Genomic DNA, 14,179 nt, shown 5'->3' on the forward strand with positions numbered 1-14,179 from the left:
CTGCGGAGCAAAGCGCAATGACCTCCCCCACCGCTGAGTCGCCTTTTTCCGGGCCAGCACCATCGGCGGCACTCGCTGGTGGCCGGACCGCTTCCGACCTGCCGGTGGAAGCGGTGCATGCCCTGCTCTCCAACCTTACGTCCACGCCGGTCGGCGATGTGGAGGAAGTCGGCATCTTCGCCGCGCTCGACCGCGTGCTGGCGCGGGACATCGTCTCCCCCATGGACGTGCCGCCCCACGACAACTCCGCCATGGATGGTTTCGCCTTCGATGGCTCGGCCTTGGTACTGGGGCAGACACTCTCGCTGCAGGTGGTGGGCACCGTGCCGGCCGGGCACCGTTGGTCCAGCCCCCTGGAACCGGGCCAGTGCGTCCGCATCATGACCGGTGCCGCGATGCCCGAAGGGCTGGACACCGTGGTCCCGCAGGAAGCGGCCATTGGCCGAAGCGGCGCCAACGGCGCGGAAATCGCCGAGGTCCCGCCCGGCGCAGTGCGGCGCGGCGACCACCGGCGGCGCGCAGGGGAAGACCTGGCGCGCGGCCGTCCCGCCCTCCAGCGCGGTGCCTCGATCACCCCGGCCGCGCTGGGCCTGATCGCCAGCCTGGGGTTGGCCTCGGTTCCGGTTTTCCGCCGGTTGCGCGTCGCGTTCTTCTCGACGGGCGATGAAATCCTGAGCCTCGGCACGCCCTGGCGCGAAGGAGCCGTGTACGACAGCAACCGCTACACCTTGTTCGGCCTGTTGGTGCGAATGGGGGTGGAGCCCGTCGATCTCGGCGCCGTGCCGGACCAGCCCCAGGCCCTGGAAGCGACCCTGCGCGCAGCCGCGTCGCACGCGGATGCCATCGTGACCAGTGGCGGGGTCAGCGCAGGCGTGGCCGACCATACCCGCACATTGCTGGACCGCCTGGGCAGCGTGGACTTCTGGCGCATCGCCATGCGCCCGGGCCGGCCCATGGCGGCAGGCCGCATACCTCGCACGGAAGACCCGGGCCGCACTGGCCTGCAGGACGGCACCGGTACCGTCCTGTTCGCCTTGCCAGGCAACCCGGTGGCCGCCATGGTGGCCTTTCTGGTGTTCGTGCGCCCGGCGCTGTGGCGCATGATGGGCAGCACCCGGACTGCGCCGCCTGCGCTGCGCGCCCTGGCGGCCGAGCCGCTGAACAAGCGCCCCGGGCGGACCGAGTACCAGCGCGGCATCGTTTTCCAGGAGGGGGACGGCAGCCTGCGCGTGCGCACCACCGGCCCCCAGGGATCGGCATTGCTGAGTTCGATGGTGCAGGCGCATGGGCTCATCGTGTTGCCGCACGACCGTGGCCCCGTGGCCTCGGGCGAAACCGTGGACGTGCTGCTGTTTGACGGCATGCTCTGACACCGTGGCCGGCCACGCGCGGCTTAGGCTCAGGCCATCTTTCCCACCTTCGACCGAAAGCCCCGCCATGCCCTATACCGCACAGCACCTCGCCACCTCCCCCACGCGGGAGGAGATCGACCGCCTTCAGGGCCCTGCGGTCCTGGAATTCGGTACGCCCTGGTGCGGCTTCTGCCAGCGCGCCCAGCCGCTCATCGAAGCCGCGCTGAAAGAGCATGGCAACGTACAGCACATCAAGGTGGAGGACGGGCCGGGCCGCCCTCTGGGCCGCAGCTTCGGCGTGAAGCTCTGGCCCACGCTCGTGTTCCTGCGCGATGGCAAGGAAATCGATCGGCAGGTACGGCCGCAGGATCTCGCGGCGGTGCAGTCCGGCATGCACGCCATCGTCCACGCGCCAGCCATCAGCATCGGACCGGCCTGATCGCATGTGCATCGGCTGTGCGGCAGCCAGATGAGCAAGGTGCGCCCTGCCGGCGCTTCAGCCGCGGCCTAGCACCTTGTCCACCCCTTTGTTGGCGAGTGCATCCGCCCGCTCGTTGCCCGGGTCGCCTGCGTGTCCCTTCACCCAGCGCCAGTCGATCACATGGCCGCTCTGGGCCACCAGTTCATCGAGCCGCTTCCACAGCTCCACGTTCTTCACGGGCTGACCGGCCGCCGTGCGCCAGCCCTTCTTCTTCCAGCCCTGGATCCACTCGGTGATGCCTTTGCGCACGTATTGGCTGTCGAGGTAGAGCGTCACCGCGCAGGGTCGTTTGAGCGCGGCGAGGGCTTCGATCACCGCAAGCAGCTCCATGCGGTTGTTGGTGGTGCCCAGCTCGCCTCCGAACAATTCCTTCTCCAACGCTCCCGAGCGCAATATCGCCCCCCATCCGCCCGGGCCAGGGTTGCCCTTGCATGCCCCGTCGGTGTAGATCACTACCTGATTCAAAACTCGCTCGCTTCCGTTGTCGTTCGATGGTTCATCGGGTTCCCGTGGCCGCCAACCCTGCCCTTCAGGCCATTGCGCTGTGCCACGGATACAGGGGCCGCCCGGCCCTGGGGCGCCGTGCCCGTTCGCCAGGAGGGCTCCAGCAGGCGCATGCCATGCACGCGCTTGACGGCCACCACCATGTAGGCGGCCCCGAGTATCGGCCACCAGCGCGCGCCCACCGCGTCCAGCCATTCATAGCGCTGCAGCCAGCGTGTGCTGCGCACCGCCGGACGGTAAGCACCGAAGCTGATGGTCTCGATCTCGAAATTCAGCAGCCGCAGCCAATCGCGCAGCCGCCAATGCCCGATGAACTCGCCCACATCGGGCAGATAGAGCTTGCCGCCCGCGCCCAGCCGCTGGTAGAGGCGGGTCCGGCGCTGGCGCAGCCCCCAGAGGCTGGCAGGATTGAGGCCGCTCACCACTAGCCGTCCCTCGGGCATGAGCACGCGGTGCACTTCGCGAAGCGCCGCGTGCGGATCGGCGCTGAGCTCCAGTGCATGGGGCAGCAGCACGAGGTCCAGGCTGTTTTCGGGAAACGGCAGCGCAACAGGATCGGCCAGCAGCGCCGTGCGGACGGCGTCCTGGCGCGCACCGCCCCATGCGGCTCCCGGTCCCGCGAACGGTGCTTCGACGCCGCCTGCCATCGGCGGCCAGAGCAGCGCCTCCGCGGCCCCCAGGGCCAGCCAGCGGTGCGGCATACGGTTGGCCCTCAATCCGGACAGGCCCGGCATTCCGAGCTGAAGCGCGTGGTAACCGAACACATCGGCCACCATCTCGTCGTAACGCTCCTGCTCCCACGCCAGCAGGTAACGGCCGGGCGGTGAGTCGAACCAATGGTGCAAACCTATAATTTCGTCGCTCATGAACTTGCTGCCGCTGCCCGCTTTCACCGACAACTACATCTGGATGCTGCACGACGGGCGTTCCGCCATCGTGGTCGATCCGGGGGAGGCCGGCCCGGTGCTGCAGGCTCTGCAGCACCAGGGCCTGGCGTTGCAGGCGATTCTAGTCACCCACCACCACGGCGATCATGTCGGCGGCGTGGCAGAACTGCGCAGCGCCACCGGTGCCGCCGTCCTCGGGCCGGCGCGAGAAACCCTTCCGGAACCGGTGCAGCGGCTCTCGGACGGCGATGTGGTCGAAGTGCTGGGCCTGCGCATGGTCGTGATCGACGTTCCTGGCCATACGGCAGGCCACATCGCCTACTACGGGGCGGATGCACCGGGGGGCCCTCTTCTTTTCTGTGGCGATACCCTGTTTTCCGGAGGGTGCGGCCGGCTTTTCGAAGGCACTCCGGAGCAGATGCAGCACTCCCTGGACCGGCTGGGCGCCCTGCCTCCGGAAACCCGCGTGTGCTGCGCCCATGAATACACACTTTCGAACCTTGCTTTCGCCAGGGCCGTGGAACCCGTCAATCCCGCGCTGCTCCAGTACAGCCGGGAATGCGAGACGCGCCGGTCCGAAGGCCAGCCCACCCTGCCTTCGCGCATCGGCACGGAGCGCGACGTCAACCCCTTCCTGCGCACCCGCGAGCCCGCCGTGGCCCGTGCAGCGCAGGCTTTCGATGCCCATGTCGACACCGCCGAGCCTGCCTCCGTGCTGGCCGCCTTGCGGCAATGGAAAAACGAATTCCGACCCTTCTGACCCCATGAAACTCCTGCACATCCTGGGCCTTGCAAGCGTCCTCTGGCTCACCGGTTGCGCCGCTCCCGGCACTGCGACCAAGGACGCACCCGCCTCTCCGACGACCGGCACCGCCACCAGCACCCCGCCGCTTTTCCCGGCCGGGCCCTTGCGGCCAATCACGGCAGTGGACGCCAGCCACTTCAGCGTGGCCTCGCTGGCTGCGCCGGCCGATCTGTGGGACCGCATGCGGCGCGGCTTCTCCATGCCCGACCTGGATCAGGACCTCGTGCGCGACCGCGAACTCTGGTACGCCAGCCGGCCCGACTATATGCAGCGCATGACCGAGCGTTCCAGCAAGTACCTGTTCCATATCGTCGAGGAGCTGGAGCTGCGCGGCATGCCGACCGAGCTGGCCCTGCTTCCCTATATCGAAAGCGCCTTCAACCCCATGGCGGTTTCCAGCGCCAAGGCGGTGGGGATGTGGCAGTTCATGCCCGCCACCGGCAGCGACTACCAGCTCAAGCAGAACGCTTTCCGCGACGATCGCCGCGACGTGCTCGCCTCCACGCGGGCCGCGCTCGACTACCTGCAGAGGCTCTACGGCATGTTCGGCGACTGGCACCTCGCACTGGCGGCTTACAACTGGGGCGAAGGCAATGTGAGCCGGGCGATTGCCCGCAACCAGAAACAGGGGCTGGGAACGAGCTACACCGACCTGAACATGCCGGCGGAAACGCGCATGTACGTGCCCAAGCTGCAGGCCGTCAAGAACATCGTTGCCAACCCCGAGCGGTTCAACACCGAACTGCCGCTGATCGAAAACCACCCCTATTTCCAGACGGTGGACATCACGCGCGACATCGATGTGTCCCTGGTGGCCAGCCTCGCCGGCGTGCGTGAGGAAGACTTCCGCGCGCTCAATCCCTCGCTGCACAAGCCCATCATCCTCGCGGCCGGCATGCCGCAGATCCTGCTGCCCTGGGACAACGCCCAGGTGTTCCGCAAGAACCTGGAAGCCTACACGGAAGGCCAGTATGCGAGCTGGACGGTATGGAGCGTGCCGACGACCATGAGCGTGTCGGCAGCCGCGCAGCGTGTGGGCATGAGCGAGGCCGACCTGCGCAGTGTGAACAAGATCCCGCCCCGCATGCTCATCAAGGCGGGTTCGGCACTCATGGTGCCCCGCAACACCGCCACGCAGGCGGACGTGCCCGGACAGGTGGCCGACAACGGCCAGGTGGCGTTCACGCCCGAAACCGTGACGCGCCGCACCATGGTGAAAGCGGGCAAGCGCGAGTCCGTGTCGACCATCGCTCGCCGCTACAAGGTGACCACGGCCGACGTGGCCACCTGGAACGACGTGAAGGCCACGGCGTCCTTCAAGGTGGGAGAGCAGGTGGTGGTGTACCTGCCGGTGCGCATGGCGGCAGGCCCTTCGACCTCTGGACGCAGCAGCAAGCAAGCCGCTCCCGCCAGGAGCAATGCGAAGAAGGCGGCAGCGCCCGCGCCTTCGCGCAAGGGCGGCACACCGTCGCGCGTGAAGAAGCGCTGAAGACCAGGGAAGCGGCACGGCGGTGCCTTCGCACTGCCATTGCACCGCCGGGCCGGGAGAAAGGCGCAGCAACGGCAGCGCCGCCTTTCTCCCTCCGCGGTCAGAGCCGCAGCGAATGCATGCCGAACAGACCGAGCAGGCCGATCACGATCAGGTAGAGCGCCACGATGATGTTGAGCAGTCGCGGCATGACCAGAATGAGAATGCCTGCGATCAGGGCCACGAGCGGGCCGATGCTGAGGTTCAGCGTCATGGAAAACGTCCTTGGTGGGTGGATGGCTGAGTAGCTACCGAACTGCACTCGCTGCAGCTCCGCTGCGCGGGAGCCTTGACGCGCAGTGGCACGGACTCTACCGCCCCGCCCTGGGCAAGCCCTGTCGGACCATGGCGCCACTTGTGCCGAAGTGCCCGGGCGAGGGACTGCCGTACCGGCTGTCCTGCTGACTCGGAGCTACCGCATCGGGGTTGGCGCGTCAGGCGTTGAACTTCGCCTTGGCCTTGCGTGCGTACTCGTTGGTATAGGTGCGCCCGAGTTCCACCTTGGACGCGGCCAACTCCGGCCGCAGCCGGGCCAGTGTACGCAGGGCCGTGGCGGGCCCGTCGTCGGGCATCAGGCCGTCGGGCGAGAAGGTGTCGCGCACCTTGTGGAAAGCAGCCAGATAGGTCCCTCGGTCGCCGAGCAGGTAGTCCTGGGGCACCACACGCATGAGATCGGCCGCACTCGCCGTCTGCAACCACTTGAGCGCATGGACCATCGCATGGACCAGGGCCTGCGAGGCAGCGGGCTGCTGCTGTACGAAGGTCCGGGGCGCATACAGGCTCGCAGCCGGCATCGTGCCCCCGAACAGGTCTTGGGTGCCTTTCAGCGTGCGCGTATCGCACAGCAGGCGGACCTCGCCGCGCTGCTCCAGCACACTCACGACCGGATCGGCATGGCACAGCGCATGGACGTGCCCCTGGCGCAGCGCGGCCAAAGCGCCAGCACCCGACGCACCGACACCGACGAAGGAGATGCCCTCCAGCGACGCCCCGTTCTGCGAGAGCACCATCTGCGCCACCAGATGGGTGGACGAACCGGGCGCGGTCACCCCGACGCGCAGGCCTTTGAAACTCTGCACGCTGCGCACCGGCCACGACCGGGCCGATGCCGCGAAAGCCAGTTGGGGCGCACGGCCCTGCAGCATCAATGCGATGTAGGTCTGCCCCTGCAACTGCATGCGCAGCGTGTGGTCGTAGGCACCGGAGCACACGTCGGCCGAACCCTGCTGGACCGCCTGCAGGGCCAGTGCACCGCCAGCGTAATCCTGCACCGACACCTCCAGCCCTTCCGCACGGAAGAACCCCAGCTCCTGCGCGACGGTGAGAGGGAGGTGGTAGAGCAAGCCCATGCCTCCGACCGCCACGCGCACCCGCCCATTCCCCGATGCGGTGAAGGGCGGAGCAATGGCGCTTGCCGTGCCGCAAGCCAGCCCCCCGAGCGGAAGGGACATGGCCATCGCGGCAAAGCGGCGACGATCGACGGAAGGCGGTCTCATGGAAGAAAGGATGCAACGAATGCTGCAGTGCAGCAATCCTGCCTCAAAAAGCCCCACACGGGCACCGGGGACAATCCCTGTAGCCGTAAAAAATACGGCGCCCGGGGAGGCGCCGTTCCAGATGGCAGGGGTTCGAAAAGAAATGGGTGGGCAGGGCCTGCACACGCAGGCACAGGCGCTGCTACCGGTACCCGAGAAAGAAAATGGCGGTGTTCACCGCGAAACCGGCCAGCCACACCGCGCTGCGCACCGTGGGCATGTCCGAAACGTACATCAGCACGTAGAAGCCCCGCAGCATCACGAAGGCCAGGGCCAGCAGGTCGAGCAGGGTCTGGCCGGCACCCAACTGGTGCGCCACGATCACTGCCCCGATGAAGAAAGGCAGGCTCTCGAAGGTATTGGCCTGTGCCGCGAGGGCGCGTGCGCGCCAGTCCCCCTGCTTCGCGGCCCACCCCCTCGGGTCATGGTTGTCCTTGCCCTGGAAGCTGCCGCGCTTGGCCACGAAAGCACACGCGATCGGCATGAGCACCATCGCGAAAACGCACCAATACGCCACGGTGAAACGCACGATGTGCAGGGAATTCATGTCACAGCTTTCATATGCCTGGAGCCCGCGTGCCGGGCTTTTCAAGCTATCAATTGTATAGCTGGCTAACGCCGGTCGACGAGCGCGTGGGCGATGGTGCCGAGGTCCACGTACTCCAGTTCGCTGCCCACAGGCACGCCCCGCGCCAGGCGTGTGACGTGCACCCCGCGTGCCTTGAGGACTTCGCCAAGGGCATGCGCGGTCGCCTCGCCCTCGGCCGTGAAATTGGTGGCGAGAATCACTTCCTGGACCACGCCGTCGCAGGCGCGCTCCAGCAGTTTTCCGAAGCCGATGTCCTTCGGGCCCACGCCATCCAGTGGCGACAGCCGGCCCATGAGCACGAAATACAGCCCCCTGAAGGCCCCCGTCCGCTCCAGCGCCGCCTGATCGGCCGGCGTTTCCACCACCGCCAGGCGCGATGCGTCGCGCGAAGGATCCAGGCAGGTCGCGCACACCTCGCCTTCGGTGAACGTGTGGCAGCGCACGCAGTGCCGCACCGACGAGGCCGCCTCATGCAGCGCGCGGGAGAGCAATTGGGCGCCCTCGCGGTCGTGCTGCAGCAGATGGAACGCCATGCGCTGGGCCGACTTCACGCCCACGCCCGGCAACCGGCGCAGCGCCTGAACCAGGCTGTCGAGGGAATGCATGTCAGAGGCGGAAGCCATGGCGGAAAGCCCGAAGGAGGGAAAACACAGGGGTGGGATGCCAGGCCCCGCCATCAGGCCCGGCAGGTGTGCGAGCGGGGCCCGGGGCCAAGGTCAGAAAGGGAACTTCATGCCGGGCGGCAGGCCCGGCATGCCGGAGGTGATCTTGCCCATCTTTTCCTGGGAGGTTTCCTCGGCCTTGCGAACGGCCGCGTTGAAAGCGGCCGCAACGAGATCCTCGAGCATGTCCTTGTCGTCCGCCAGCAGGCTGGGGTCGATCGTCACCCGCTTCACGTCGTGCTTGCAGGTCATCAGCACCTTGACGAGACCCGCGCCGGATTCGCCTTCCACCTCGATGTTGGCCAGTTCGTCCTGGGCCTTTTTCAGGTTGTCCTGCATGGCCTGCGCCTGCTTCATGAGGCCGGCGAGTTGTCCTTTGTTGAACATGTACGGTTTCCTTTTCTTTCTGAGGGGTCGAAGACAAAAGCGAAAGCAGAAATGGGTCAGCGGGCGGGGGCCGGGCTGCGCCGGCCGCGCTTTGCGGCATCCGGGATCATGCTGGCTTGATGCTGCCGGGCACGATTCTCGCGCCGAAGTCACGCACCAGCGATTGCACATAGGGGTCGTTTTCCACGATCTCCTGGGCGCGGCGCTGGCGCTCCGCGGCCGCGTGGGCGTTGCGCCGTGCCGGGCTGTCGATCACCACCCCGAGTTCCACGCTGATCTGCCGGGCGAAGCCTGCCGCCTCCAGGGCAGCGCGGAGCCGCTCACGCGCCACCGGCTGGTTCAGCGACTCGCGCTCTACGCGCAGCAGCCAGTGATCGGCATCGCGCGCCACCAGCTGCGACTGCAGGGCCAGCTCGCGCACCAGCGCGCCGATGGCCTCTGCCGCAACCAGCTGCATGACCGTGGCATGCCACACGTCACCCTCTTCGGTTGGCGTGTAGCGCGCCGATGCGGGCATGGGCCCCGTCGGCGCCACTGGTTGCAGCCGCACGCCAGGCTCGGGGGCCACCCGCACCGGAATTGCTACAAATTCAGGAGCAATCTTTTCAATGTTTTCGACGGCATCGGGGCGATTTGGCTTCGATGTCTCCGGTGTTCTGACAGGCAGGCGAACCACGGCATCGGAGCCCCGGACCGGACTGCCGGCGGGATGGGCAGCAGGCGCCAAAGCCTCCGGCGCCGATGGAGGCGGCACTGCCGAGCGCGCCGGCTCCTGCACCACCGGTTGATCCTCTTCTGGCCAGGGAGGGGCATCGTCCTGGGCCTGCCGGGAGGCTTCCGCAGCCGGTTCGGCGGCCGCGGTAGCGGGCATTTGCGCGGGTGGCGCCGCTACCGGATCGCGGGTAGACCGCTCAAGGGGCGATGGAAGTGTTTTTTTTTCCGCCGAAGACACACCGCCTTCCGCTGACGGCTTGAATGCCAGCAACCGCAGCAGCGCCATGGTCAGGGCGGCGTATTCGTCGGGCGCCAGCCCGAGTTCCGCGCGGCCGTGCAGGCAGATGCTGTAGAGCAATTGGGTTTCGTCCGCCGGCATCGCCGTCGCCAGGCGCGCCGTTTCCGCGGCCTCCGGATCGGACGCGCCCACCGCTTCGGCCATCTGCGGTACCGCCTGGAGCACCGCCATGCGCTGGAGCACGGCGCTCATCTCTTCGAGCGTGGAGGCAGCGGAGAGCCCGTTGACGCGCAATGCCTCGGAAGTCTCGACCACCGTGCGGCCGTCGCCCCGGGCCAGCGCTTCGATGAGGCGGAACACGTAGGACCGGTCCACGCTGCCCAGCATCTGGCGTACGCCGGCCTCCTGCAACTGGCCGCTGCCGAAGGCGATGGCCTGGTCGGTCAGCGACAGCGCGTCGCGCATGGATCCCCGGGCAGCGCGCGACAACAGGCGAAGCGCCTGGGGTTCGGCAGGCACGTTCTCCTGGACCAGCACCTTCGTGAGGTGGTCGAGCACCGTCTCCGGCGCCATCGGCCGCAGATTGAACTGCAGACAGCGCGAAAGCACCGTGACGGGCACCTTTTGCGGATCGGTCGTGGCCAGCACGAATTTCAGGTATTCGGGCGGCTCTTCGAGCGTCTTGAGCATCGCGTTGAATGCGGTGTTCGTGAGCATGTGCACTTCATCGATCATGAAGACCTTGAAGCGGCCCTGCACCGGCTTGTATACGGCCTGCTCCAGCAGCCCCTGGACCTCGTCCACGCCGCGGTTGGACGCGGCATCCAGCTCGGTGTAATCCACGAAGCGGCCGGCATCGATGTCGGTGCAGGCCTGGCAGACCCCGCAGGGGGTTGCAGTGATGTTGCCCTGCCCGTCCGGGCCCTGGCAGTTGAGCGACTTGGCCAGGATGCGCGACACGGTGGTCTTCCCCACGCCGCGGGTTCCCGTGAAAAGGTAGGCGTGGTGCAAACGCTGCTGGGTGAGGGCATTCGAGAGCGCCTGTACCACGTGCTCCTGTCCCACCATTTCGGAGAAATTGCGTGGACGGTACTTGCGGGCGAGCACGAGATAGGACATCTGCGGGATTCTACGGGGGGCGAACGCCCTGACGGTGCTCATCCGTTCCCTTAGCATGCAAGAGCCCTCCGGCGCCACGTACCTCCACGGGCCGCCGCGGATCGGCAAAGACCTCCGTAGGACTCGTCCATGACCACCGCACACCGGCCTTCTATGGGCATCTCCCGGCGCCTGGGCCTTCTCATCGGCTGCGCCCTGCTCGGCATCGCACTCATCACGGTCATCCTTCTCGCTTCCGAGAAGGATTTGATCATGGAGGAGCGCAAGAACAGCGTCCGCCAGAACGTGGAAGCCGCCCACAGCCTTGTCGCGCATTACCACGCGCTCTCCACGCAGGGCAAGCTCACCGACGCCCAGGCACGCCAGATGGCCCAGGACAGCCTGCGCTCGATGCGCTACAGCGGCAATGAATATTTCTGGATCAACGACATGCAACCCGTCATGGTGATGCACCCGATCCGGCCCGAACTGGAGGGCAAGAATCTCTCGGAGAACAAGGACCCTACCGGTCTGCGCCTTTTCGTGGCCTTCGTCGATGCGGTCAAGCGCCAGGGCGCGGATTTCGTTCTCTACATGTGGCCCAAGCCAGGAAGCACGGACCCGGTGCTCAAAGTTTCCTACGTCAAGGGATTCGCCCCGTGGAACTGGGTCGTGGGTTCGGGCGTGTACGTGGACACGGTGGCATCCACCGTCAATGCACGCATCTTGAAGTTCGGACTGGCTGCGCTCGCACTGGCAGTGGCGTTGCTGGGCGTGGGCCTGCTGCTGGCACGCGGACTGCTTCGAGACCTGGGCGGGGAGCCCGGAGAAGCCACCGACATCAGCAGCCGCATGGCCGCGGGCGATCTTTCCATGCACATTCCACTGAAGCCGGCCGACCGCTCCAGCCTGCTGCATGGCATGGAGCGCATGCGCCAGAGCATCGCCCACATCGTGGGCGAAGTCCGCACCAGCACCCAGTCCATCGCCAACGCATCCGCAGAGATCGCTGCGGGCAACCATGACCTGTCCGCGCGCACCGAGCAACAGGCCAGTTCGCTCCAGCAGACCGCGGCGTCCATGGAGCAACTCACCAGCACCGTGCGACAGAATGCGGAGCATGCCCGCCATGCCGCGGGGCTGGCACGCACGGCCTCGGAAGTGGCCCAGCGCGGCGGCGCGGTGGTGAGCCAGGTCGTGACCACCATGGGCGATGTGAACGCATCGTCGCGCCGGATCGTCGACATCATCGGCGTGATCGATTCCATCGCCTTCCAGACGAACATCCTGGCGCTCAACGCCGCCGTGGAAGCCGCCCGCGCGGGCGAGCAGGGCCGGGGTTTCGCTGTCGTCGCGGCGGAAGTGCGCGGCCTTGCCCACCGCTCGGCCGCTGCCGCCAAGGAGATCAAGCAGTTGATCGATACGTCGGTCCAGCAGGTGGGAGAAGGCTCCCGGCTCGTGGACCAGGCCGGCAGCACGATGGCCGAGGTGGTGGACAGCGTCCGGCAGGTTGCAGGCCTCATCCAGGACATCGCCACGGCCAACCATGAACAGTCCTCGGGCATCGACCAGATCAATGTGGCCGTGACCCACATGGACCAGGCCACTCAGCAGAACGCTGCCCTGGTGGAGGAAGCGGCGGCGGCGGCCCAATCCCTCACGGCACAGGCGGCCAAACTCGAGCAGTTGGTGGACGTGTTCAAGATCACCGGAGCCGTACCCGGGAATTTGGCCGGGGACCCTCCAGGCATTGGGTACAATCGCCGCTGACGGGCCTCCCCGCATGGGGAAGCGGCCAACCGGGTCAGGTGGGGAACCAAGCAGCCCTAACCGTGGAGCCAGTGCCGGGGGTAAGGCTCGTCAACTTCTTCTTTCGCAGGCCCGTGGCATCCGCCACGCGCGCAGGCAGCATGGAGCGAAATGGATATTTCGCCTCCCCGATTCCACAGACTCTCACCCCTCCGGCGTGGCCCTGCCGGCCGCGCCGAAGTGCATGCCGGTCACACCCGCATGGGCTGCACCTCTTCCAGCCACTTCAGCACACCCTGCCCTGCCGCAAAGCCGGTCGCCATGCATGCAGAAAGCAGGTATCCGCCGGTGGGCGCTTCCCAGTCCAGCATCTCGCCCGCGCAGAACACGCCCGGCCAGGCCGCCAGCATCAACGTGGCATCCAGCGCTTCGAACGCGACACCACCGGCCGTGCTGATGGCCTCGTCCAGAGGGCGCGCAGACACCACGGTGACCGGCAGCGCCTTGATCGCATGCGCCAGCGCCCGGCTGTCCTGCAGACCATCCTTGCCCAGTTGCTCGTAGAGGAGAGCCGCCTTGATGCCTTCCAGGCCCAGGCGGCTCTTGAGATGGCTGCTCAGGCTGCGGGAGCCACGGGGGTGGCGCACCTCTTTCTCCACCCGCTCGGGGGTATGGTCCGGCAACAGATCGAGCATGAAAGTGGCGTGTCCATGGGCCGCAATCTCGTCGCGCAGAAGCGCCGAAACCGCATAGACCAGGCTGCCCTCGATGCCTGAAGCAGTGGCCACGAATTCGCCTCGGCGATGGAAGGCTCGGCCCTGGCTGTCCGTGAAATGCAGCGCCACCGACTTGAATGGCTGACCGGCGAATCGCTCCTTGAAGTGCGGCGTCCAGCCCACGGGAGCCGTGCTTTCCCGCCCGATGAGCGCGTCCAGAAACTCCCTGCGCGTCTCGTCAGCCGGAGCGCCAGGACCCAGCACGTCGAATCCGCAATTGGCAGGCAGCAGTGGCGCCACCTGTACCCCGCGCCCCGCCAGCCAGGGAACCCATGCCCCATCGGAGCCCAGGCGCTGCCAGCTGGCTCCGCCCATCGCCAGCACAACGGCGCCCGCTTTGACATCCACCACTCCGGAAGGTGCGGCAAAGCGCAGCACGTGCCCGCTCCGGCCGCCGCCAGCGCCTTCGATGCCGTCAGCCGGCCCCTGCCAGCGGTGGCGCATGTGGAATTGCACGCCCATCCCGCGCAGACGGTGCAGCCAGGCCCGCAGTAGCGGGGCTGCTTTCATATCCGACGGGAAAACCCGGCCCGATGTACCCACGAAAGTTTCTACACCCAGGCCACGCGCCCACTCCTGCAACGCCTCGGGACCGAACTTCTCCAACAACGGCTTCAGCACGGATGCCCGCGCGCCAAATCGCTCGACGAAAGGTCCGAAGGGTTCGGAGTGGGTCAAATTGAGACCGCCTTTGCCTGCCAGCAGGAACTTGCGCCCCACGGACGGCATGGCATCGAACACATGCACTGCCAGGCCACGGCCCGCCAGGGTCTCGGCAGCCATCAGGCCTGCCGGTCCGCCGCCGATCACGGCAACATCACAGTGCGGATAGGCGGCGGCAGGCGCCGGAGCGGAAAAAGACATATCGATGCAA

The 14,179-nt window shown here is 67.1% G+C and carries 14 protein-coding genes and 1 other RNA gene; 6 read left to right on the plus strand and 9 right to left on the minus strand.

The window, feature by feature from the left end:
• Window positions 1-17: 17 nt before the first annotated feature.
• Entirely contained in the window at window positions 18-1,370 is a 1,353-nt protein-coding gene (moeA, locus tag BM144_RS05035; protein ID WP_092950216.1) for a molybdopterin molybdotransferase MoeA, read from the plus strand.
• 67 nt (window positions 1,371-1,437) lie between these two features.
• Window positions 1,438-1,791, plus strand: a complete 354-nt coding sequence (locus tag BM144_RS05040) for a thioredoxin family protein (protein WP_092950217.1) — start codon at window positions 1,438-1,440, stop codon at window positions 1,789-1,791.
• A gap of 57 nt (window positions 1,792-1,848) precedes the next feature.
• On the opposite strand, the gene rnhA is transcribed toward BM144_RS05040, so the two are convergent.
• Complete coding sequence (rnhA, locus tag BM144_RS05045) at window positions 1,849-2,298, minus strand: ribonuclease HI (protein ID WP_092950218.1); 450 nt, start codon at window positions 2,296-2,298, stop codon at window positions 1,849-1,851.
• Window positions 2,295-3,203: a class I SAM-dependent methyltransferase gene (locus BM144_RS05050; RefSeq protein ID WP_245783543.1), complete on the minus strand. Its 909-nt coding sequence runs from the start codon at window positions 3,201-3,203 to the stop codon at window positions 2,295-2,297. The genes rnhA and BM144_RS05050 overlap by 4 nt, the downstream gene beginning before the upstream one ends.
• Between BM144_RS05050 and gloB the strand changes: the two genes are divergently transcribed.
• Both gloB and BM144_RS05060 read left to right on the plus strand, forming a co-directional pair.
• Window positions 3,202-3,984 carry a hydroxyacylglutathione hydrolase gene (gloB, locus tag BM144_RS05055; protein WP_175525956.1) on the plus strand — a complete coding sequence of 261 codons (783 nt, stop codon included), beginning with the start codon at window positions 3,202-3,204 and terminating at the stop codon, window positions 3,982-3,984. The genes BM144_RS05050 and gloB overlap by 2 nt on opposite strands.
• 4 nt (window positions 3,985-3,988) lie before the next feature.
• A complete protein-coding gene (locus BM144_RS05060) occupies window positions 3,989-5,518 on the plus strand; it encodes a transglycosylase SLT domain-containing protein (RefSeq protein WP_092950219.1) in 1,530 nt (509 codons plus the stop codon).
• Between the two features lie 100 nt (window positions 5,519-5,618).
• On the opposite strand, the gene BM144_RS05065 is transcribed toward BM144_RS05060, so the two are convergent.
• From BM144_RS05065 to dnaX, 6 genes are all read right to left on the minus strand, one after another.
• Window positions 5,619-5,771 carry a DUF3096 domain-containing protein gene (locus tag BM144_RS05065; protein ID WP_092950220.1) on the minus strand — a complete coding sequence of 51 codons (153 nt, stop codon included), beginning with the start codon at window positions 5,769-5,771 and terminating at the stop codon, window positions 5,619-5,621.
• Window positions 5,772-5,991: 220 nt separating this feature from the next.
• On the minus strand, window positions 5,992-7,053 hold the full coding sequence (locus tag BM144_RS05070; protein WP_092950221.1) for an ABC transporter substrate-binding protein: 1,062 nt from the start codon (window positions 7,051-7,053) through the stop codon (window positions 5,992-5,994).
• 181 nt (window positions 7,054-7,234) lie between these two features.
• The gene (locus tag BM144_RS05075) at window positions 7,235-7,639 is read right to left on the minus strand and encodes an MAPEG family protein (protein WP_092950222.1); all 405 of its coding nucleotides are present in this window, start codon (window positions 7,637-7,639) and stop codon (window positions 7,235-7,237) included.
• Window positions 7,640-7,704: 65 nt separating this feature from the next.
• Window positions 7,705-8,304, minus strand: coding sequence for a recombination mediator RecR (gene recR / locus BM144_RS05080; RefSeq protein ID WP_175525957.1), 600 nt, complete (start codon window positions 8,302-8,304; stop codon window positions 7,705-7,707).
• Window positions 8,305-8,397: 93 nt separating this feature from the next.
• Window positions 8,398-8,730, minus strand: a complete 333-nt coding sequence (locus BM144_RS05085) for a YbaB/EbfC family nucleoid-associated protein (RefSeq protein WP_092950224.1) — start codon at window positions 8,728-8,730, stop codon at window positions 8,398-8,400.
• Window positions 8,731-8,836: 106 nt separating this feature from the next.
• Window positions 8,837-10,801 (minus strand): DNA polymerase III subunit gamma/tau, encoded by a 1,965-nt coding sequence (gene dnaX, locus BM144_RS05090; RefSeq protein WP_092950225.1) that lies wholly within the window; start codon window positions 10,799-10,801, stop codon window positions 8,837-8,839.
• Window positions 10,802-10,930: 129 nt separating this feature from the next.
• On the opposite strand from dnaX, the gene BM144_RS05095 reads away from it, so the two are divergent.
• Together BM144_RS05095 and ffs are read left to right on the plus strand one after the other, a co-directional pair.
• On the plus strand, window positions 10,931-12,550 hold the full coding sequence (locus tag BM144_RS05095) for a methyl-accepting chemotaxis protein (protein WP_245783544.1): 1,620 nt from the start codon (window positions 10,931-10,933) through the stop codon (window positions 12,548-12,550).
• An RNA gene (gene ffs, locus BM144_RS05100) (signal recognition particle sRNA small type) lies at window positions 12,549-12,645 on the plus strand. Before BM144_RS05095 ends, ffs begins: the two co-directional genes overlap by 2 nt.
• Before the next feature lie 135 nt (window positions 12,646-12,780).
• Here ffs and BM144_RS05105 read toward each other — a convergent pair.
• Window positions 12,781-14,169: a TIGR03862 family flavoprotein gene (locus BM144_RS05105; RefSeq protein WP_092950227.1), complete on the minus strand. Its 1,389-nt coding sequence runs from the start codon at window positions 14,167-14,169 to the stop codon at window positions 12,781-12,783.
• Window positions 14,170-14,179 lie beyond the last annotated feature (10 nt).

It is taken from the genome of Paracidovorax konjaci (assembly GCF_900112675.1).
Taxonomy (GTDB): Bacteria; Pseudomonadota; Gammaproteobacteria; order Burkholderiales; family Burkholderiaceae_C; genus Paracidovorax; species Paracidovorax konjaci.

Excerpts from the sequence above, each read along its gene's own strand:
- recR (WP_175525957.1), bottom strand. The coding sequence starts at position 8,304 with ATGGCTTCCGCCTCTGACATGCATTCCCTCGACAGCCTGGTTCAGGCG.
- gloB (WP_175525956.1), top strand. The coding sequence starts at position 3,202 with ATGAACTTGCTGCCGCTGCCCGCTTTCACCGACAACTACATCTGGATG.
- BM144_RS05040 (WP_092950217.1), top strand. The coding sequence starts at position 1,438 with ATGCCCTATACCGCACAGCACCTCGCCACCTCCCCCACGCGGGAGGAG.
- dnaX (WP_092950225.1), bottom strand. The coding sequence starts at position 10,801 with ATGTCCTATCTCGTGCTCGCCCGCAAGTACCGTCCACGCAATTTCTCC.
- BM144_RS05070 (WP_092950221.1), bottom strand. The coding sequence starts at position 7,053 with ATGAGACCGCCTTCCGTCGATCGTCGCCGCTTTGCCGCGATGGCCATG.
- BM144_RS05050 (WP_245783543.1), bottom strand. The coding sequence starts at position 3,203 with ATGAGCGACGAAATTATAGGTTTGCACCATTGGTTCGACTCACCGCCC.
- BM144_RS05060 (WP_092950219.1), top strand. The coding sequence starts at position 3,989 with ATGAAACTCCTGCACATCCTGGGCCTTGCAAGCGTCCTCTGGCTCACC.
- BM144_RS05075 (WP_092950222.1), bottom strand. The coding sequence starts at position 7,639 with ATGAATTCCCTGCACATCGTGCGTTTCACCGTGGCGTATTGGTGCGTT.
- moeA (WP_092950216.1), top strand. The coding sequence starts at position 18 with ATGACCTCCCCCACCGCTGAGTCGCCTTTTTCCGGGCCAGCACCATCG.
- BM144_RS05105 (WP_092950227.1), bottom strand. The coding sequence starts at position 14,169 with ATGTCTTTTTCCGCTCCGGCGCCTGCCGCCGCCTATCCGCACTGTGAT.
- BM144_RS05065 (WP_092950220.1), bottom strand. The coding sequence starts at position 5,771 with ATGACGCTGAACCTCAGCATCGGCCCGCTCGTGGCCCTGATCGCAGGC.
- BM144_RS05095 (WP_245783544.1), top strand. The coding sequence starts at position 10,931 with ATGACCACCGCACACCGGCCTTCTATGGGCATCTCCCGGCGCCTGGGC.
- BM144_RS05085 (WP_092950224.1), bottom strand. The coding sequence starts at position 8,730 with ATGTTCAACAAAGGACAACTCGCCGGCCTCATGAAGCAGGCGCAGGCC.